Source organism: Desulfosporosinus sp. FKB (assembly GCF_002196705.1).
In the GTDB taxonomy this organism is placed as follows: Bacteria; Bacillota; Desulfitobacteriia; order Desulfitobacteriales; family Desulfitobacteriaceae; genus Desulfosporosinus.
In genome coordinates this window covers 282,352-301,930 of sequence record NZ_NADJ01000033.1, presented here as the reverse complement: position 1 = coordinate 301,930, position 19,579 = coordinate 282,352, and the positions used below count along the sequence as shown (strand labels likewise).

At 39.0% G+C, this 19,579-nt stretch carries 14 protein-coding genes; 3 read left to right on the top strand and 11 right to left on the bottom strand.

Annotated features, from left to right (window positions below; genetic code table 11):
• Window positions 1-228 precede the first annotated feature (228 nt).
• From B5Y67_RS12500 to B5Y67_RS12470, 7 genes are all read right to left on the bottom strand, one after another.
• On the bottom strand, window positions 229-684 hold the full coding sequence (locus B5Y67_RS12500; protein WP_088226754.1) for a chemotaxis protein CheW: 456 nt from the start codon (window positions 682-684) through the stop codon (window positions 229-231).
• A gap of 29 nt (window positions 685-713) precedes the next feature.
• Complete coding sequence (locus B5Y67_RS12495; RefSeq protein ID WP_088226753.1) at window positions 714-1,772, bottom strand: PocR ligand-binding domain-containing protein; 1,059 nt, start codon at window positions 1,770-1,772, stop codon at window positions 714-716.
• Between the two features lie 368 nt (window positions 1,773-2,140).
• Window positions 2,141-2,611, bottom strand: a complete 471-nt coding sequence (gene greA / locus B5Y67_RS12490; RefSeq protein WP_088226752.1) for a transcription elongation factor GreA — start codon at window positions 2,609-2,611, stop codon at window positions 2,141-2,143.
• A gap of 239 nt (window positions 2,612-2,850) precedes the next feature.
• Window positions 2,851-3,186, bottom strand: coding sequence for a hypothetical protein (locus B5Y67_RS12485; protein WP_088226751.1), 336 nt, complete (start codon window positions 3,184-3,186; stop codon window positions 2,851-2,853).
• A gap of 146 nt (window positions 3,187-3,332) precedes the next feature.
• Window positions 3,333-4,106, bottom strand: coding sequence for an SGNH/GDSL hydrolase family protein (locus B5Y67_RS12480; protein WP_088226750.1), 774 nt, complete (start codon window positions 4,104-4,106; stop codon window positions 3,333-3,335).
• Between the two features lie 546 nt (window positions 4,107-4,652).
• The gene (locus tag B5Y67_RS12475; protein ID WP_088226749.1) at window positions 4,653-5,279 is read right to left on the bottom strand and encodes an Ig-like domain-containing protein; all 627 of its coding nucleotides are present in this window, start codon (window positions 5,277-5,279) and stop codon (window positions 4,653-4,655) included.
• 22 nt (window positions 5,280-5,301) lie between these two features.
• Window positions 5,302-8,871: a hypothetical protein gene (locus B5Y67_RS12470; protein WP_170932685.1), complete on the bottom strand. Its 3,570-nt coding sequence runs from the start codon at window positions 8,869-8,871 to the stop codon at window positions 5,302-5,304.
• 1,407 nt (window positions 8,872-10,278) lie between these two features.
• On the opposite strand from B5Y67_RS12470, the gene B5Y67_RS12465 reads away from it, so the two are divergent.
• The 3 genes from B5Y67_RS12465 to B5Y67_RS12460 all read left to right on the top strand — a co-directional run bounded on the left by B5Y67_RS12465 (window position 10,279) and on the right by B5Y67_RS12460 (window position 12,042).
• Window positions 10,279-10,548, top strand: a complete 270-nt coding sequence (locus B5Y67_RS12465) for a hypothetical protein (RefSeq protein ID WP_088226747.1) — start codon at window positions 10,279-10,281, stop codon at window positions 10,546-10,548.
• Window positions 10,549-10,642: 94 nt separating this feature from the next.
• A complete protein-coding gene (locus B5Y67_RS25370) occupies window positions 10,643-10,789 on the top strand; it encodes a hypothetical protein (protein WP_170932684.1) in 147 nt (48 codons plus the stop codon).
• A gap of 767 nt (window positions 10,790-11,556) precedes the next feature.
• Window positions 11,557-12,042 (top strand): peptidoglycan-binding protein, encoded by a 486-nt coding sequence (locus B5Y67_RS12460; protein WP_242975949.1) that lies wholly within the window; start codon window positions 11,557-11,559, stop codon window positions 12,040-12,042.
• A gap of 38 nt (window positions 12,043-12,080) precedes the next feature.
• On the opposite strand, the gene B5Y67_RS12455 is transcribed toward B5Y67_RS12460, so the two are convergent.
• The 4 genes from B5Y67_RS12455 to B5Y67_RS12440 all read right to left on the bottom strand — a co-directional run bounded on the left by B5Y67_RS12455 (window position 12,081) and on the right by B5Y67_RS12440 (window position 19,166).
• On the bottom strand, window positions 12,081-13,544 hold the full coding sequence (locus B5Y67_RS12455; RefSeq protein WP_088226745.1) for an amino acid permease: 1,464 nt from the start codon (window positions 13,542-13,544) through the stop codon (window positions 12,081-12,083).
• Window positions 13,545-13,807: 263 nt separating this feature from the next.
• Complete coding sequence (locus B5Y67_RS12450; RefSeq protein WP_088226744.1) at window positions 13,808-15,721, bottom strand: APC family permease; 1,914 nt, start codon at window positions 15,719-15,721, stop codon at window positions 13,808-13,810.
• 81 nt (window positions 15,722-15,802) lie between these two features.
• Window positions 15,803-16,486 (bottom strand): response regulator, encoded by a 684-nt coding sequence (locus B5Y67_RS12445; RefSeq protein WP_088226779.1) that lies wholly within the window; start codon window positions 16,484-16,486, stop codon window positions 15,803-15,805.
• Window position 16,487: 1 nt separating this feature from the next.
• On the bottom strand, window positions 16,488-19,166 hold the full coding sequence (locus B5Y67_RS12440) for a sensor histidine kinase KdpD (protein WP_088226743.1): 2,679 nt from the start codon (window positions 19,164-19,166) through the stop codon (window positions 16,488-16,490).
• Window positions 19,167-19,579 lie beyond the last annotated feature (413 nt).

Genomic DNA, 19,579 nt, shown 5'->3' with positions numbered 1-19,579 from the left:
AGCCTATATCTTTTTAAACACAAAAGACTAATTAGCCAAGTGCCACGAAGGTCTTATACCGATCCGCGAGGCTGACTGTCCGGGATTCTGCAAATATTCCTTCATTAAGAAATGGAATTAAAAAGTAAGAATTAAGCCCATTGGCTTTCATTTCTAGCCAAATTTTAAGGAGTAGATTTACTCTACTCCCATTTGGACTATAAACAATATTCTTGCAGTCAAAACTCTCTAATCGGCAACTTCTAATAAATTATATTCTTCAATTGCCAACAACTTTTCAGGATCAAGAAAGATAACCATTCTGTCGTCAATTTTTACGATTCCTTTTAGATAACCATTATTTTGGGAAACAAACTCAGGTGCTGGCTGAATGTCTTCTTCATTGAATTTAACAATGTCCGTTACTTCATCTACGATACATCCGGCAATTGTGCCGTTAAGATTCAGCATAACAAACTTGCTATCCTCGGGATATTCGTTAAGCGTTAAATTGAATTTCTTGCGAAGATTAAAAATATAATTAACTCGGCCCCGCAAATTGATGATTCCTTCGATTGCAGAAGGTAGCCCGGGAACAGTTTGTATTTTAAACTTACTCGATCGTAAAATTCCATTTACCGTTGTCACATCTACACCATATTCTTCACCATCAAGTGCAAAAATCACCAACTGGTTAATAGCCATTTGGTCCTCCCCCTTTCAGAGTATAAATTCTACATTTCAGAAGCTAACGCATTTAGCTGTTCGGTTAACGCAGAAATTTCCTCAATACTAGAAGTAACCTCTTGAATCGCTGCAGCTTGCTGTTCTACGGTTGCAGTAGTTTCATTCCCCATGTCAACGGTTTTATGAACCGAATCAATGATTGAAGTTGTGAGTTCTTTGATTTTACCCACAGTTTGTTTGGAATCCTCCGATAATTTTCTAATCTCTTGAGCTACAACGCCGAACCCTAAGCCAGCTTCTCCCGCTCTTGCTGCCTCAATCGCAGCATTCAAACCGAGCAGTCGAGTTTCATCGGCAATTTCCTTAATGAAATCCATGACATTATTGATTTGCCCTGTCACAGCATTAACATTCTTGATTTCTGAATTGAGATTTAATTGATTGTCATTTACAACGGTTGATGAAGCTGCTAATTGTTCCATAGTCGCAGATATCTGATGAAGACTATCATTAAGTGTTGCAGCGGTTGCTTTTAATTTTCGCTGTTGATACGCAGCTTTGGACAAGGTATTGGCTACGATGAAGAGAACGTTGGCAGCCGCCTCAATCCTTTCACGTGATAACTGTGTAACTTCGTGGACAGATTCAACGTACCCATCAGGATCAACGCCAATCTCTCCCGCGATACGTCGGTATTTAGTTTCGTCAGGAGCAGTGGTTAATACTTGGCCGCCCAAAATGGTTCCAATTTGATTCCCTTCAAGCATAATCGGTGCCGCAAAATCTATAAGCCCTGCATGACATTCGTAGACTACAGGTTTCCCGGAACGAGCGGCTTCCTCGCCGCCTTTTCTATGGGATTCCGCACACCTTTTATCGCCCCGTTCTGTTGAATGGGTATAATGACTACAAAATCTTGTATAACTGCTCGGATTGGTAACCGGATTTCCCTCTAAATCTACTGTTACACTAGCTAATCCGCATCCCTTTGCAAAGTCATCCTGAAACTGTTGTAGAAAATCAAGGTCAATAACATCGGAAATTTTTATTTGGGACAGATCGTTTTGAGAGAGAGTCAGATTACTTATTGTTTCCTTTTGTGCCATTTTTCATTTCCTCCCTAAATAATCTTAACAACAAAAACCTTCTCTACATTTTCTTAGGATGTGTTGTTAAAGTTTGCCAGTAAAAAACCGCTAGAGGCCTTGTATCCATCTCTCAAACATTTTGAATCTCAGCGTTTACATCCACAATATGTTCGACTGAATTCGATATAATATTTATAATTTTATTATTATTGCTCAATTTATCCTACATTTCGACACTTGTCAAACCAATGTTTTCCAATAATTATTTCACCTTCCCCTAAGTCCTTAGAAGACGATTATCAAAACAATGAGAGCTTAAAACTAAGCTCCCAAGTTAAAAATATGTTTCGAATCAATTTTGTAAGCCTCTAATGACCCTTTAAGTCTTAGGAAATTTCCAAAATTTTATATTGCACAAAGCCTGAGGGAGCAGCTACATTTACAATAGATCCCTTAGATTTGCCAAGAACTGCTCTCCCAACAGGAGATTCGTTAGAAATTTTATTGGTATCAGGATCTGCTTCGACAGAACCTACTATGTAATATTCTTCTTCATCATCAAACTCGACATCTCTCAAAAGAACTTTAGCACCCAGAGTTACAACGTCAGTTTCTTTAACATCGTGAATAACCTTTACATTACCAAGCATTTTCTCTAAGGCAATAATCCTTGTTTCAATAAAGGCTTGTTCATCCTTGGCATCATCATACTCTGAATTTTCGCTAATATCCCCAAAATCAATGGCCTGTTTTATGCGGCCTGCAACTTCCTTCCGTTTCACAGTCTTATAGAGTTCTAACTCTTCTTCAAGTTGCTTTAAACCTTCTGCCGTTAAAATCGTTTCGTTTACAGCCATGTTTTCTTGCTCCCTTATTTTAGCTCATAGTTTACTAAGTAAGTGCAAAAATCATTGCAATTCGATTAGAAATATTATAATAATATTTGAAAATATTGTCAAATATTGAATAATATTGCACAATGAATTGCACTGCAGTTATATAAATCTAACTTTTAGAACTGTAATTTATCCTACTAGGAACGCAGCTAAAGTAGTTGAGTTGAAGTAAATATACGCCGATTAAATACCCCAACTACTTACATCTTTAAATATTGTGAAAGGAAATCATCCGGAAGAATTTTATAACCTAAAACTATTTCCCGTTCAAGTGATTGTGAGGTTATTAGAAAACCTAAAAAATTGAGCACAACTTTTGAATCTTCGTCTTCTTGAATTAGAATTAAAGAACAATATTTATTATTCAGGAAGAAGGTCATTAAAATCGAACAAAGTGCCTCAACAAACCCACGTGAATTCTCTAAATTTGGCGAAAAATAAATACGTTTTCCTGTTAACGTTTCAAGCTCAATATGGGCAGGCAATAACTCTTTTATAAGTTCCGTCAAATCTTCACGTTCCCATCGTACTATCATTTCTTTCCCCCTTAGTCGTCCGTAGCAACGAGGGATTCTGTCTACTGTTATATTAAATGCCATATATAGTAATTTATGTTCGGGCTTGAGGAATAACCATAACAAAAAGAAATACTCCCACGTTGATGCTGGGAGTATTTCCGTGTTTAAGTTGTTGTGGAGTGGACATGAGTTGCTGAATTTACTTCGTTGTTTATCACCGTTACTAATCGTTTATAAATAAAGTCTGACATTAGCTTATTACCCTTATCATTGGGATGAAGAACGTCTTCAAGCAGTTCACTTAAACTATGATGATCCCTTGGAAATGCGCTCCAGGCATCTAACAAGTATGACCCTGTCTTAGCAGAGACATCAATTATTGTAGATCTAATTCCGGTAAATTTGGACTCATCCGGAGAAATCATAGGTGGTTCTACAATGCAAAATATATCTGCGTTAGGAGCTCGGCCTTTGATAATAGTTATTAACTCTGTATATTTTTCACTAAATTGTTCTGGAGTTGAAAAATTCCTGTCGATTCTCCCTAAGCAAATAAATACAGCATCTGTGGTGCTGCTAATTTCCTTAGCTTTATTTAAGGAATAATCAATAAGCTTTCCTGACGAACCTTTATTATCCCAGACTATTTTGTGTCCATAGGTGTCAAACAAGGATTTATTCAAATCTGAATTCCACCCCGTTGTAGATGGATCGGACGCACCTTGACTAACAGAAATTGAGTCTCCCAAAATCACGGCGTTAATTGTACCATTTTTCAGCTTACTTAGGCCTTTCAAGGGCTGAAGTTTAGTAACTGTTGGAGCAGTTGGAGCGGTCTCACTTTTTTGGGATGCCTGCACTGTTTGCCGAAAACTAAGTGCCAGACCTGCTGATGCTAATATGAATAAAACTAATATAGATATACTTAACTTTCTCATTAATCCCTTCCTATTTCTAGTGTTTAATTACATTTAATATCTTTTACCAGAACAAAAACAATAGCCAATATAAAAAATGATAGTTATTCCAACAACTCAAAAAGATAATAAGCTCTAGTATTTCAACAACTTAAAATGTAATGACCTTTAGTTAAAATATTATACTATAAATTTTTGCCTTTGTGGGTATATATAAATTTAGTAATTTTTTCTTTCAAGGAGACAAAAGTCATTCATAAATAAAGCCTCTTTACCTTAAAAACTTTTAATTTTCTAAAGGTTTTAGCTTAGTAATTTAACTATTATGATTATGTAATGCATGTATTTTAATAATCCCTAATCTGCACCAGGCCTTGCAGTCATTCCACTGACTCTGTATTCTGCGGCAAGCAGTTCATGATCTTGGTGATCCAAAATTTATCATCGCCATTTTCAAACTTTGTTTTTAGCCACCGCCTTCAATAGCAATCAAAACAGGCCAGTCGTTTTTTTCGACTGGCCTGTTTATTATTAATCAAATATACGTTGTCTTCTGTAAGAGAAGAGTTAATTAACAATATAGACTTGACTTTGCAGCAGTTTCCCTGAGCTATCGTATGCATAGACTGTCACTTTACTGCCCTGCTTCAGGCCAACCATTCCCACACTGTAGCTATTATTGCCTTGATATATCATATTGGTCGAGTTGATCTTGACACTAAAAACATCCGGACCTGTAACCACAGAGAAATTCGAAAACAAACTCGAATAGCTATCTGATACAGAATAGATCTCTGTGCCCGCTGTAGTTATCATAAACGGCATTACAATAGACTGAGCTAAGTGTTGCTTTCCCCCATTGAAAGTGATATCTCCGTTAATATAAAGCCAATATTTGTTCCCCGCAAGGTATGCGGAAACAGGTTTAACTTGAACCGTAAGACCGTCAGAGGAGAGACTTAAGGTGGTGCTTACCAGCTTGTCGTTATCATCGGTAACATAAATATTAGCTTTATTAACGCCAGCGCTGTCCATCGGGGCACTAAGTTTTACTGTCCAAACTTTATGGGTATCTGTAGTTGTCTGCATTTGCCAAGTAGTATACCCTGCCGGTACAGTTGCGGCTTGAGCCGGAGCTACCCAAATTAACAAGGAAACTATTATTAAAAGAAGAGAAAAGTATTTTTTCACCATATACACCTCCAGCTTTATCAAATTAATGGGTCCTAACCTTTAAATCGCTCGGTAAATAGTATTTTAGAATATTTGACAACAGACTTGAGTTATTTACCAAGCTGTACAAGCTGTAATAGCCACTCAGATCGGTCGATGGAGCCAAGCTATACGTCTTTGGGCTACTAATTTTTTCATAACAAGTTTGAACAACATTGCCGCCCTCCATTGCGGTTATAGTCATATCAAAGGATGTAGAAGAAGAGGTGGAACTCGTTGTGGATGTTGTTGCGGAAGAGGAATTATCTGTAGCAAATGCAATATTAAATTTCCGTCCAGTAGTACTATCAATAGGCGTACTACTTGTGTAGGGTGTGGAATTTATTACAACTTTTACGGAATCAACATGGGGATCCGTATAAATATCAAACGAATTGATTGTATCCGTAACCGACGATGAGCCGCCAGAGGAAGTAGTGCCAGTATTCGAAACTGTAGCCTGTTGATATACAATAGAGGTGATATATTTCGTTGGTACGTCGAGATAAATATCAGTTAAAGGTATTTGATTAATATAATTTACAAGGCTTCCATCCTTCATTAGAGAATCTAAGTATCCCCGGTCAGTAGTTGAGGGCATATTGATAACTATTTGCGCACTAACAGGAACATCAGCGGTCGCTTGATAGAGTACCGTTTTGGGGATCTTTGCCAAGCTGATTGTCTGATTTTTAATAATATTGTAACTAGACACTGGTGGTAGCGTTATAGTAAGAGTATCGTTGGAATAAGAAGTTTGGGAAATCACATATTTGCTCGAAGAATTACTAGTTAGGGCAGCTTGAACCAATGCCCAACTTGCACTACTAGTGTCAGCAGTAAAACTTTTTACCAGCGAACTTTTCTTCGCGCTGGTGGTGGGCAAACTTGGATCCCATTGTATTCCTCCAAGAAGTATAATTTTAATTGTCTGGCCTCCTGACACTATGTCGGTAGCCGAAGTAATTGAGGTAGTCAGATTGACGGAATACGAACTAATTACCTGTCCAATTTGAAGTTTATTAACAGTATCCGTTAAATTCTTTGAGGAACTTAAAGCCTCATTAATCAACATCGGGAAAGGAAGTGGATCACCGGATCCGTTGATTTCAAACGTAACCGTTTCAGAGTTCGTTAAAGTAGTTGAAATGGGCGGAAGCTTGATAGTCAGAGCACTATTGCTTCGTGTGATATTTTGAGGTTTGATTGCAGCTTTAATTGTGCTCCAGTTAGAACCGGTTGAAGTAAAAGAATCTAAAAGTTTAGCGACTTTTGCTTCGGTCGTTACATCAGATGCCCAAGTAGCATTTTTTAGGGTAAGGATAATGGTCTTGCCGCCTGTAGTTACTGCCTTGCTATCCAGCGGAGCGGTTACTGCTGTACCACTTAAGGTAACGGTGACAGCTTTGATCGTTATTGAACCGGCGTTAATAGGGGTTGCAATCGATGTTGTAAAATAGTAAGGGACACCCGAAACAGTGGTGCCATTTGGAATGTTAACATTGATAGTTTGATCCTGATCGAGGTGATAATTAGCAATTGGCGGAAGGGTAATTGTTAATATCTTGTCACCAGTTCGGACAACACTAGAAGGATTATTTTCAATGGCTTGTCTTAAATAAGATAAAATATTGGCTGGATCAGTAGCGGTAGTAGTTGACGTAAGCCCATTTTCAATTAATGCTTTTAATTTATTGCTATTACTGACAATATCGGGAGCCCAGACATCATTACTTAAAGTGATTACCAGAGTTTTCCCTCCGGTAACCATATCAGACTCTGATGCCGAGTTTATGGTTCCAGTAATGGTTGCAGTCTGATTACTGACTGGAGAAATGGAGAAATACGATGATGAAGGAATAGACTCAAGGACACCGGAGGTAAGAATTAGTGATGTAGATGAGGTTGAAATTGCTACGTCACTAGATGGGATTGAAGGTGATATTGTTAATTCGCTTGAAAGATTGAAATCAGGTACCGGGGGAAGGGTAATAGTAACTTGTTGGGGATTATCTAAAGAATAAGTTGCCCCTGCTTTAATGGTATCGAGGGCATTGGCAGGCCATGTTAAAGATGTATTTAACAGATCATCAATAAGTTTTTCCCTCTTAGTTTTACTGATAGTTACATCCGAGTCCCAAGTAGCATTTGTAAGGGTGGCTATGATGGTTTTGCCTCCATTAACAATATCCAATTCATTGCACTTTTGCGTCAAAGTTCCGCTGACAGCAACAGCAGGGTTGGCGGTGATCGTAAATGATAACTGATTTGAAAGTGGAATATTGTTAGTAAGTACCGTAGATGGTACTTGAACAGTTACGGTTTGGTCAGCCGATATATTGTAAACAGTTGTATCAATTCCCGACGGAAGCTTTATGTTAAGAGTATCATCTGTAGATTTGTCTGTTGCCAGACTAAATGTACCAGAAGCTAAAATTTCAGTCTTGATATTATTCCAAGCGGCTTGATCTGAAGCCGCAGTAAAACCGTTCAAAAGTGCAGATTTTTTTCCGTAATCTGAGGGCAAATCTGAAGCCCAAGAGTTACCGCTCAATATGAGTGTGAGAATTGCTCCACTCATTGAATTTTCCTGTAAAGACGTTGGGGTAGAAACCATTTCAACTGTGTTGCCATTAATTGTAAAAATATTCTTGTCTATAAAGGTTAAATCTGAAGCATACGGCGTTCCGCTCATATCTAGAATTAATGATTTGTCAAGTCCGGACAATGTTACTGTTTGCGGGCCGGTATAACTATATGAAGGCGTTGCAGGCAAAGTAATAATGACTGTATGATCATCGAGCCGATTAATAACACTGCTTGGATTCGGAGCACTGATGAGAGCGTTACGAACATTAGTATTCCATTGTTCTGGCTGGTTACCAGTTGCAGTTAATTCGTTAAAAAGCGTTATGCGTTTAGTGGCATTAGTAGCAATATCGCTAGGCCATTGACAATTGACCAATTTTATACTGAGTGTCCGACCACCAGAAACGATATCTGCCTCGGTGGCCCCCTCGATTAGTGAACCTGCGAGAATAGCTTTAGGAGTTGCAGTGATAGTAAGGGTGCTCGACGCAGGTATATTTGATGATGCCGAATCTTCCAAGAGGGAGGCAGGAGGGGTAAAGGTGATCGTTTGGTCCTGTTGAATATCGTAATTTGTATATGCCGGGAATGCTATGCTGATGCTGGTATGGTCAGAACTGACTGTGAAATTACTATTGGGTGCATTATTTATTAATTTGTTCCATAGATCTTGATCGGACGAAGATTGAAAGGCATTTTTTAAGTTAGGAATCAACAGGGAATTAATGGTGCCCGAAGTAACAGAATCAATACTTGTTCCCCATTTTATCCCAGTTGGTAAGGTAAAGGTAGCCGTAAAGCCGCCGATTGATTCTACATCACTTTCAGTCACGGTCGATGGAGTCGTAGTGATGCTAAAGGGAGAAACTCCTAAAACTGTCGCTGGAAACATCGAGATTAACAATATCAAAATAGCCAGACAGGATATCCATTTTCTCCTACGATTATACATACGAGATCTAAATATATCTTTCATTAAAAACAACGCTTTCTCTCCTTTCTAGCGTAAAGAAAATTAAAGGGGTTCCTCTTAAATAGAGTTACTTGTGATGTTTTACACTAAACGAATACCTCCTTTATAACCAGAAACAGCTGGAATCAGTATAAATAATTGTTAAATATGACTTGATCGATTCAGGATAGCTCCTATCTATTCACATCGGTAAATATTGTATAAAACTTTAGTGAATCACCTAGGACCAAAGTACTATACACAGACAAAGCTCTCATTGTACACAGAGCAACTCTTAAAATGTTAGCGCAGGATTAGGTAAAGTTATCTTACTCGAACCAGCCATTTTTGGTTTCAATTGTTGTCATGAGGAGGTTTGTGTTTGCAAGAAAATGGAACAAATCTTATAACTAAAATCTTTTTCTAGTTTCCAAATTTGTCATCAATTATAACATACCTTCGACAATTTCTTAGTCGAATCGTGTCGTTCGGAGATCTTCGTATGAAGAAATAGATCTTTCCTGCTATTGGGTTGTTTGAACCTCCCTCTGGCAGTGCCTTTCGCAATTCGGATATCATAATAAATAACACCAACCTTAATTAAATGTTGGTGTTAGGGTTTTCCGCTATATTTTTTCTGCTAACTACTGAACGAGACCATATTAAAATGAGAAGAATAGTACCACCTATTTCTGACTCAAGCTAATTCAGCGCAAATTCTTGATAAGGATACCACAGTCAACGAAAATTAGTATAAGAAATAAAATTAGTTTCACCTTACCTCACGTCCCATTACATTATAATGACACTAATATTGGTGACCTCTCTGCAAACATCACAGCAGCATACTTAAAAAGAAATACCCCTCACTTGGAGAGGTACTGTAAGAAGGAATAGATCTTATGGATAGAACTAGCTGCATGCTGATAATAATGGTAAAGCAGACTTGTGATGCTTCTTTGATCATTATGTGAAGAATTTATAAAAAGTAACCCTTTGAGGAAATATCACAAAAAAAAATCCCCTCTCAGGGAGGGGTATAGTAATGAAAGGTGGTTAAGGGTTAGACTACGCTCTATGTCAATCGCTACTAAAGCGAAGTAATCTTTTGTTATACTAATTCTAAGTCTTTATTCTATAAAAGGCAAATTCATTATTGTTAACTTGATTATGAGAATAAGTGATAGTTAATAACCGCCCTTCTGCCAGTACTTAATTCCCCTATTCTCAGGTTAAGATCCTTTTTATTCTCCCTCTACATTTGTTTTAATGGAATTAATTAAATGGGGTATACTAGGACCTGATTTACATAATTACAAACTTGATCTAAGTTACAATGATGTTTAAATGTCACATAAACAGGTGTTTCTCTTTTTATGTCGAATTTAGTTAGATGATCAAAAAGAAATAGACATTATCATTTATTAAAGGAGAGAAATTATGAGTTATCAAATTACAGGTTCTGTTGTAAATGATCAGGGTGTTAAATATGCTATAGTTTTGGTCGATCATGATGTTGTGCAGAATATTAGCCAAAACGAAGAAGCTATAAATGCATATCGCCATCTCTTCCCCGGTATGCCTATCATCCTATTAGGCCGTGATTGGCAGGGAAAATCTACTTATTACGGGCAAAAAGATATTGTAGATTATATCTCTCAAATAGATCCTCAAAGAATTCCCTGGAGACGGTATGTAATTGCCGACTAATGGCCCTGATTTCGTCATAACTGGAATAAATTGCTGTTGTAGAATAAACTCTTTTGCAAAAACTAAAATAAGTTTATGTAAAGGAGATAAAGACATGGCAACCTTAGGTAAAAGTAACAATACAAATTTCTTACCAGAAAAAAATTCTCCCAAACCCGGAATTGTTAGTCCAAAAACAAAAATAATAGCCCAAAAGACGGATATTCCCACAAATGAGAATACAGATCCAAGTCATAATTAAGGGATTTCATCATTTACTGAGCAGTTTTGGCTGCTCTATTTTTTTATAAGATTATCTTTACATCGCAATATGACAAGTATTCTGATAAGGAACTTTCCTTGGACATGCTGAATAATCTATATCAAGCATTATTTGATTATGAACATCCGTAGCAAAGGAGCGGACGAGATGATTATTACGGCTTTACTCATTATAATTTTTTTATTGTCAATAATTATCCAGGAATTAAGAGGGCTCCGAAGATTGCTCATAACACGTCCTCCAAAGGACCAATACCATTTCTAGTTTCACTGCCTAGGCATCATTCCTAGGCTTCTCTCATTAGTATTAAGGCATACTGAACTCATCTTACCCACTGGGTGTCCTTTTGTCTCCTATGGCAAAATAAAATATAAGATCTCCGCGTCCGGAGATCTTATTGCGCAATGTCCCATAGCCTTTTTTGTTTTTTTGTCTATAGGACAAATCTTACATTATAAAATTGGGGTCATTTTCTTTCGGAAATTCTTAAAAATAGAAAAACGCTCCTTTGGGAACGCCTTTGTTCTCAATTGGTAAAAATTACAGTAGCATTATAACATGGTATATCATGCATGTAAATATTACTTTTTATTATCTTTCAGGAAGCTGAAAAACGCTTATTTTTGGCACCTCTGACCTGAACAAAAGGATAATAACCTTAAGATAAAAAACACTATAAATTACATTGTCCTCCTTAACATAGATGGTTAAGTTAACATACAATGCAAAAAAGGAGGGATGGAATTTTGAATCGCCACCATGGTCATGATCATTCTCACGATTATCCTATATGCTCCGTCTTGAGGGAAGGCTCGACTGGTCACGAAGTTATGAAATTACAGGAACTTCTACGAGCTAGTGGAAATTCCCCCGGAAAAATTGATGGGATTTTTGGGCCCATGACTAAAACAGCAGTGTTATCGTTTCAAGCGAAAAATAACTTAGTTCAGGATGGAATTGTGGGAAAGAATACATGGAGCGCTCTCGGGGTGCACTGTGGTTCATCGCCAAGCGATCACTGTCCAACTCTTTATGAATGGACAACTGGACCGGCTGTCATTAATCTTCAAGGGATATTAAAACAAAGAGGATTTTACACAGGAATGATTGATGGGGTTTTTGGGCCAATAACTAAAACAGCAGTACTCTCGTTTCAATCAAGCATGGGATTAGTTCAAGATGGAATTGTTGGCAGCAAAACATGGAGTGCCCTGGGAGTTCATTGCTTCTAAGATTACCGGGATATAAGGAAAAGAGAGGAGAATATAATCTACCTCTCTTTTCCTTGGTTACACTTGGTTTTACTATGTATTTTAGCTGCCAATTCCTCAGAGAATTCAGTGGACAAATTTCTATGGTAGTGATCTATCACCAAGTCTCGTGTTTTTAAGATGCTTTTTGCCGATATTTGAGGTCTAAATATTCTCATCCCCAAATAAATGAGGGAATAGAGTATGACCATAACAATACCTGTTACTAATCCGGAGCTCTGTCCCGGAATAAACGGCATACTAATAAAGACCAAAATCATGCTGATTAAAGCAAACCAGGAGGTATAGGGAAAGCCAGGCATCTGGCATTTTCCATGGGGAGGGCATCCTTTCTTTGTCCGAAAACGAATGTGGCAAGCCATTATAACTGCATAAGTAAATAGAAGAGCAAAGCCGCCGGAAGTGATTAAGACAAGGTAAACACTCGGAAACAAGTGGCCAAAACCTAATCCTAAGAGCATAGCCATACCGGAAAATAAGATTCCGCGATAAGGAACTTCAGTCTTATCCTTCAGCCACTTAGGAGCATGTCCTTCATCGCCTAAAGACCTGATCATGCGGCCTAAGCCAAAAACTGCAGCTAACATAGCAGAAAGGCTCGCTGAAATCAGCACCCCATTAAGGACGGTACCAGCCCACAGTATTCCTCTCCGATTAAGAGACATAACCATTGGACTCATATTATCACTAAGTACGGCTGTAGGAACCAAGGGCAAGAGAACAGCCGCATAGAGAATATATAACCCAACAAGGGATAAGACAGTATAAGCAATCGCTTTCGGGATCGTTTTTTGTGGATTCTTGGCTTCTGAGGCAGCTAAACCTATAATCTCAAAACCGGCATAAGCAAAAATAACAATTAGCATACTTCCGGCGATTCCTTTCAATCCCCCGGGCATTAATGGCTCATGAACTAATTCTCCAGCTCCAATGGGTCGTGTTCCTGGGATAATGCCAAAAATAAGAACAACCCCTAAGATAATGAAAAACACAATAGCCATTAATTTTATTGAAGAGAGACCACTTTCAAGCCTACTTAGCCAATGTGAACCAAGGAGATTTAAGAGTGTAACGCCTACGATTAGAAAGGTCCCTATTAGACCTATGGGCAGATTAGGAATCCATTGCCGCAGAAGAATTGGGATAGCCGTAGCCTCACTGGACATGGAGAAAATTGTACCGGTCCAGTATACCCACCCCACAACAAAGCCTGTCCCCTCACCCAGCTCTTCTGCTGCAAAGGTACTAAAGGAGCCACCGTAAGGATTAGCCACCGTCATTTCCGACAAAGCAAAGAGGATAAAATAAACTAGTATTCCGGCGAAAATAAAGGATATTAAAATAGAAGGCCCTGCGGCATTCATTGCAACCGATGTTCCCAAGAAAAACGAACCCCCGATAACGCTTCCTAAAGCCATCATGGTCAGATGCCCCGCAGACATACCTTTATTTTTATTCTCCATAATTTTCTCCCCTATTTTAGATTTGAACAAACCGGAAAGCAATATTTATTATTCCCATAAATTTATAATGTATTTTTCAAAAGAAAAGCCAGCAAAGGTGTCAATCACCCAGCCGGCTTCTATACTCCGCTCCATCTCATTAATTCTCATGCATTTCCCGATTTACTGTGCTAGATTATTGCTATTTTCATACCTACGCCCCAAAAAGGGACTGTCCCAAAGACAGCCCCAGGTAAATAACTCTTAAAATAATGTCTTTCCACTTATTCTTCCTCAGGTGTATGATAAGGAACACTTGTTACTAAAATATTCTTGTGCAATAAAAGCAATAGCTTCATCAGTTGTCCCGTCTGATTGTGCAAGAAATTCTGCCATATCTTAGGCGGGACAAATTCCGGAATGACCAATGTTACTGTTGTAAAGTTAGGGTCTTTTTCGAGAGTGTCCAAGTAACCTAACAAATCATGAACCGTAGCTCTATATGGAGAATCTACAATATCCAAATCGATTTGGATATTGTTTTGTTTCCAATGTCTTTGGAGTTTCTCAGTCCTTTCCTTATCCGAAGCTATGTGTACGGCCGATATTAAGGGCGTTAGCTCATAGCCGTATTGAAGAGCCTTAAGAACAATTCTGTTCAAATCAAATACAGGAATAACGATCTTGCTCCGATATTCAGAAAGCTCAACATTAGAACGACGATTGGCAATTCTGGCAATCTCCTTATTAAATGCTTCGATGTCTTCTTTAGTCGGTTTAATAAGGGTGATTTCACGTTTGTAAACTTTCGAGACAACATGGAAGAAGAACATGAGTAAAGGAATGATTATGGCAACTAACCATGCACCTTCCATAAATTTAGTAATCAAAAAGATAATAAAGACCAAAAATGATATTAGTCCGCCAAATAAAAAGATTATTAAATCTTTGTAGTAACCCTTTGGTCTAGTCTCAATACAATGTTTAGCTAAGCCAAAACCTGTCAGAGAAAAGCTGATAAAAACACCAATTGCATATAAGGGCAGCATGCTGTGGGTATCACCATCAAAGATAACGATTAAAATGATTCCAATAATACTCAAGGTCCAGATTCCTGCACTATAAACCAAGCGATCGCCTAAGTTTTTGAAATAACGAGGAGCATACCCGTCACGAGCCATGAGACTTAAGAGAATTGGCAAACCCACGAAAGGCGTATTTGCTGCGATGACCAAAATAATTCCAATACCTGCCATTAAAATATAATACATAATTGTTCTGCCGAAAATTAACAGTCCGAGTTGATTAATGATTGTATTGTCATCACTGGGGACTAAATGATATTTACTCGCCAGAAATACCAAGCCTATAAGGCCGACTGCGACAATAGAACCAAGGATAAATAAGGTATGAATGGCTCGTTTCTGGGCAGGAGCTTTGAAAGCGGTTACACCATTACTTACTGCCTCTGTCCCCGTTAAAGCCGTTGTACCGGCTGCCATGGCTTTAAGAAAGAGAAATAAGGTCAGACTCTGAGTATTTGCCGCAATGATAGCATGAGAATAGGGTATGGGGGTAATTCCATAAATTAAATACTTTATTAAACCAAACCCAACTAGGCTAAAAATGCTGATGATATACATATATACGGGTATAGCAAAAAGTTTCGCTGATTCTTTGAGGCCCCGTAAGTTGACCACGGTCATAAAAATGATAATAATACAATCGGCTAAAACTTTATGGGGGGTCGGTTCCAACCAACGGAAGATTCCGGTCAAATTCTCAACGGCCGAACTAACGCTAACTGCAACTGTAAGAATATAATCAATGCTCAGACTCGCACCGGCCAGCAAACCTGCTTTTTCCCCCAAATAGGCATTGGCAACAGTATAGGAGCCTCCTCCTTGAGCATATTTTTGAATAGTACGCCGGTAGAGCATTAAAATGCTTGCAAGAAGCAATACAATGGCACCTGTGACCTTCATGGACGCTGCATAACCGGCAGTTCCAGCTAAGATTAGCACGTATAATATTGCATCCGGAGCATAGCCCTGAGAAGAAATGACATCAGATCCGAAGACCGGAATCCCGCCGAAAACTCCAATTTTATGACTTTCCGCACTCTGTGTTTCAAGAGGATGTCCGAATATTAATGTTCTTAGCTTTAACCAAAATAACTTTTTACTGGCAGAAGCCATACTATTCTCCTCCGATCTTTTCCTTATATAGTGTCTCTCTTTTTTCTTTTTTACCCATGCAGCTGCTAGAAAAATAACTAGTTATAATAATCGGTAACCTACCCCAGGTTCGGTGATAATATGGCGGGGGCGTGAGGGGTCAATTTCAATTTTGCGGCGAATTTGCCCCATAAACACCCTTAAATACTGAGTATCATTTTCGTACGCCGGCCCCCAGACAGTTCGCAGGAGAAATTTATGGGTCAAAACTTTACCTGCATTTAATCCCAGATTTTTCATAAGCTCATATTCCGTCGGAGTCAGTTTAATTTCGCTCTCAGATACTCTAACCTGGCGATGAGATAAATCGAGCACTAAGTCATTGAATTTTAAGATCGGTTCTTCTTCAACTCTTTCCGAATGACGTAAGGCTGCCCGCATTCGGGCCAGCAATTCACCCATACTAAAAGGCTTTGTCACATAATCATCTGCTCCATTATCCAGGGCAGTAATCTTATCCGCCTCCTGTTCTTTAACGGATAAAATGATGATTGGAACCTTTGACCACTCCCTTATTTTATTGAGAACGTCCATTCCGTTTATATCTGGCAGCCCTAAATCCAAAATCACAAGATCTGTACTGTTTAAGGCAACTTCGTCTAAACCGGCTTGGCCCGTTCCTGCTTCTCTCACCTCATACCCATGGCTGGTTAAACTGACCCTCAGAAACCTGCGAATCTGTGTTTCATCATCAATGATTAAGATTCGATGTCCTTTCGTATCTATGTTAATCTCCTCCTTCGACTTGAACTTGATCGGAGAGATCATAATCTAAGGGTAAATTAAAGATAATGGTTACGCCGCCGAGTTCATTATTTTCCGCCCAGATATCCCCGTTATGAGCTTCAATAATCCCTTTGCAAATCGACAAACCCAAACCTGAGCCACTGACTTGAAGCGGAGAGCTCAGTCGATAGAACTTGTCAAATACCTTACTCAAATCGGTTTCAGGAATAGGATTTCCCCGATTGGCTACAGCAATTTCTAAGGTTTTTCCAACTTGCTTGACATAAATGAGGATTTTACTTGCCGGATCCGAATACTTAACTGCATTGTCCAGCAAGTTAACTAAGACTTGCTCTATCAATGCATAATCCGCTTGGACTAAAGGCAGCCCCGCCGGAATCTTTATATCAAGAAATCGTTTGGCCAGAACGATATCTAAACGGTTAATAGCCACGCCAATAATATCCTGAATATCGCACCAATCTTTATGCAGTTTGAGCATTCCGCTTTCCAGTCGGGCCATATCCAAGAGATTATTGACAAAGCGATTCATTCTTTCAGCACCTTGCAAAATCGTCTGTAATAAATCATTTCTTGCATCCGGCGAATAGACAGAATCATGGTCCTCCAAGAGTCCTGTGGCTGCCCCGATAATTGAGGATAGCGGTGTTCTTAAGTCATGAGATAAAGAATTGAATAAAGCCGTACGCAGGCGTTCCGATTCAGCTAAAGCATGAGCTTGTCTTGCCTCGTCAGCTAATTTTATGCGATTGATTGCCAGGGCAGCCAAACCGGCAAAGGCATCTAAAAAACGGATTTGTTGAGGATTGACGATTTCTTTTTCCTGAAAAAAGCAAATCCCCAATACTCCTTGGGTGCCTTGCTCTGTAACTAAAGGGAGATACAGCCCTTTGGCTGACCCTAAAGTCTCAGTTCCTTTTCCTGCCTTTTGTCCTCTCTCATAGACCCAATTGGCTGCCGTCATTTCGCTTTCAGTCATAAAGTGATCTGTTGTTGAACTTTGCCGCATAACTAAATTATTTCGTTCATCAGGCAGCAAAATAACAACCTGACCATCTAACGTTTCGCCAATCTTACGGGCAATACTATCCAAAACTCTCTCCAGCTTATCAACTGCCGTTAGATCACGGCTAAGAGAATATAACGCGGAAGCCTGCTGCTCACGCTGCCGGGAATAATTGATCTGGTCTGTTAAACGACCGGAAAGAGTTCCAGTTACAAAACCGGCAAATATTAAAATAACAAAACTTATTACATAACGAAAATCATAGACCGTAAAGGTATAGAAAGGCGGTACAAAAAAATAATCGAAGATAACAACACCTATCCCAGCTGTAATTACAGCAGGTAACTTACCCCAGCGGGCAGCGATGAGAAGAACAGGCAGCAAATAAAGCATAGGAATATTAACCGGACCCAGAAAAGACTCAATAGGTGCTACTGCAACTGTCAAAGCTGTCATCATTACAATGGACATCAAATAAGGTGCTGTTGCCCAAGGCCATCGAGGAGAGATGTGTCTTTTAGAAGAACTTTCATCCGTTTCAATTGTTTTCAGCTTTAGTTCTCGTTCTGATACTTCCTTCCGCCCTGATATAACGTGTACACTGATACCATGATTCTTGCGGATCACTTTATCAACAATAGAACCATGCAATAATTCCTGAAAACGAGTTCGCTCCGGTTTCCCGATAATAACTTGAGAAACATTACGCTTACGAGCCAATGTCAAGAGTTCTTCAACGATGTCATCTCCATGGGGAGTAACAATTTCTGCGCCTAATTTTTCAGCTATACGCAGGTTTTGTTCAATACTGTCCTTTTCAGCTTCATTCTGGGGCGGCCCACCTGGAAGAACTACATGGACAGCCAACCATTCTGAGTTTTGCCGTGCTGCCATTCTTTTCGCAGTCCGAATCAGCTTGACAGAAAAAGGATTGCCGCTTACACATACCATAACCTTTTCTCCCGATGGCCAGGGACCTGCAATGCCATGATTCCGCATATAGGATTCCATCTGGCAATCCACCCGCTTGGCGGTATAGCGCAAAGACATTTCCCGCAGAGCATTAATATTTCCAGGACGAAAGAATTTCTGAATCGCTTCGGCGGCTTCTCCGGGGACATAAACTTTGCCCTCTTTAAGCCTCTGTATCAGCTCATCAGGTGTAATGTCCACCATCTGAATTTGCGAAGCCATTTCCAGAATACGATCAGGCACGGTCTCCTTTACTGTAACTCCTGTTATTTGAGCTACAACATCGTTAAGACTCTCTAGATGCTGAATATTCAATGTGGTATAAACATCAATTCCTGAAACCAATAACTCTTCGACATCCTGATAGCGTTTCTTATGACGCAATCCAGGGATATTTGTGTGGGCTAATTCATCAACGACTACCAGTTGAGGTCGATGCGCTAAAAGGACGTCTAAATCAACTTCTTCAGAGTGGTTGCCTAGATAGTCTTGGGTTTTAGCGATAATAGGAATGCCTTTAAGCAAAGCCTCAGTTTCCGCCTGCCCATGAGTTTCAGCGAAACCAATAACCACATCCACACCTTCGGTTAATCGTTCCCTTGCTGCTTCTAACATGGCATACGTCTTGCCCACTCCTGCAGCCGCACCCAGAAATACAGTCAGTTTTCCTTGGTCTTTCATGATTGAATCACCTGCACACAAAACTTTAGCGTCAAAGGCAAATTATAAAAAGAATAGCAAAATTCAAATGCTGACTTATTATAGCCTAAAACTCCATAAAAATTGTCTAAATATCATCCTGCAAAGCATAAAGAAAATATAAAGATTCCTAAGGCATTTAAACAATTATTCTATCATTTTCCCGTAATTTTATTGCTCCTCCCCTTGTTCCTGCATTATTTGATCCATAAAATTTAAGCTTTTCTCACGGGGAGCTCTTAGTATAATACTTGTTTACTCAATATTTGACAATATCCCTAACAAATAAACTAATTATACCTGTAATAGTTAGCAGCTGAACGGGAGTATTCACCCACCAAAAGATCAAGTAAGAAAATACATGGACTCAGTTCAGAATATAAGGTAAAATATCG

What these genes read in the sequence shown, in the direction of transcription:
- B5Y67_RS12500 (WP_088226754.1), bottom strand. Translation starts at nt 684, where the DNA reads ATGGCTATTAACCAGTTGGTGATTTTTGCACTTGATGGTGAAGAATAT.
- B5Y67_RS12495 (WP_088226753.1), bottom strand. Translation starts at nt 1,772, where the DNA reads ATGGCACAAAAGGAAACAATAAGTAATCTGACTCTCTCTCAAAACGAT.
- greA (WP_088226752.1), bottom strand. Translation starts at nt 2,611, where the DNA reads ATGGCTGTAAACGAAACGATTTTAACGGCAGAAGGTTTAAAGCAACTT.
- B5Y67_RS12485 (WP_088226751.1), bottom strand. Translation starts at nt 3,186, where the DNA reads ATGATAGTACGATGGGAACGTGAAGATTTGACGGAACTTATAAAAGAG.
- B5Y67_RS12480 (WP_088226750.1), bottom strand. Translation starts at nt 4,106, where the DNA reads ATGAGAAAGTTAAGTATATCTATATTAGTTTTATTCATATTAGCATCA.
- B5Y67_RS12475 (WP_088226749.1), bottom strand. Translation starts at nt 5,279, where the DNA reads ATGGTGAAAAAATACTTTTCTCTTCTTTTAATAATAGTTTCCTTGTTA.
- B5Y67_RS12465 (WP_088226747.1), top strand. Translation starts at nt 10,279, where the DNA reads ATGAGTTATCAAATTACAGGTTCTGTTGTAAATGATCAGGGTGTTAAA.
- B5Y67_RS25370 (WP_170932684.1), top strand. Translation starts at nt 10,643, where the DNA reads ATGGCAACCTTAGGTAAAAGTAACAATACAAATTTCTTACCAGAAAAA.
- B5Y67_RS12455 (WP_088226745.1), bottom strand. Translation starts at nt 13,544, where the DNA reads ATGGAGAATAAAAATAAAGGTATGTCTGCGGGGCATCTGACCATGATG.
- B5Y67_RS12450 (WP_088226744.1), bottom strand. Translation starts at nt 15,721, where the DNA reads ATGGCTTCTGCCAGTAAAAAGTTATTTTGGTTAAAGCTAAGAACATTA.
- B5Y67_RS12440 (WP_088226743.1), bottom strand. Translation starts at nt 19,166, where the DNA reads ATGAAAGACCAAGGAAAACTGACTGTATTTCTGGGTGCGGCTGCAGGA.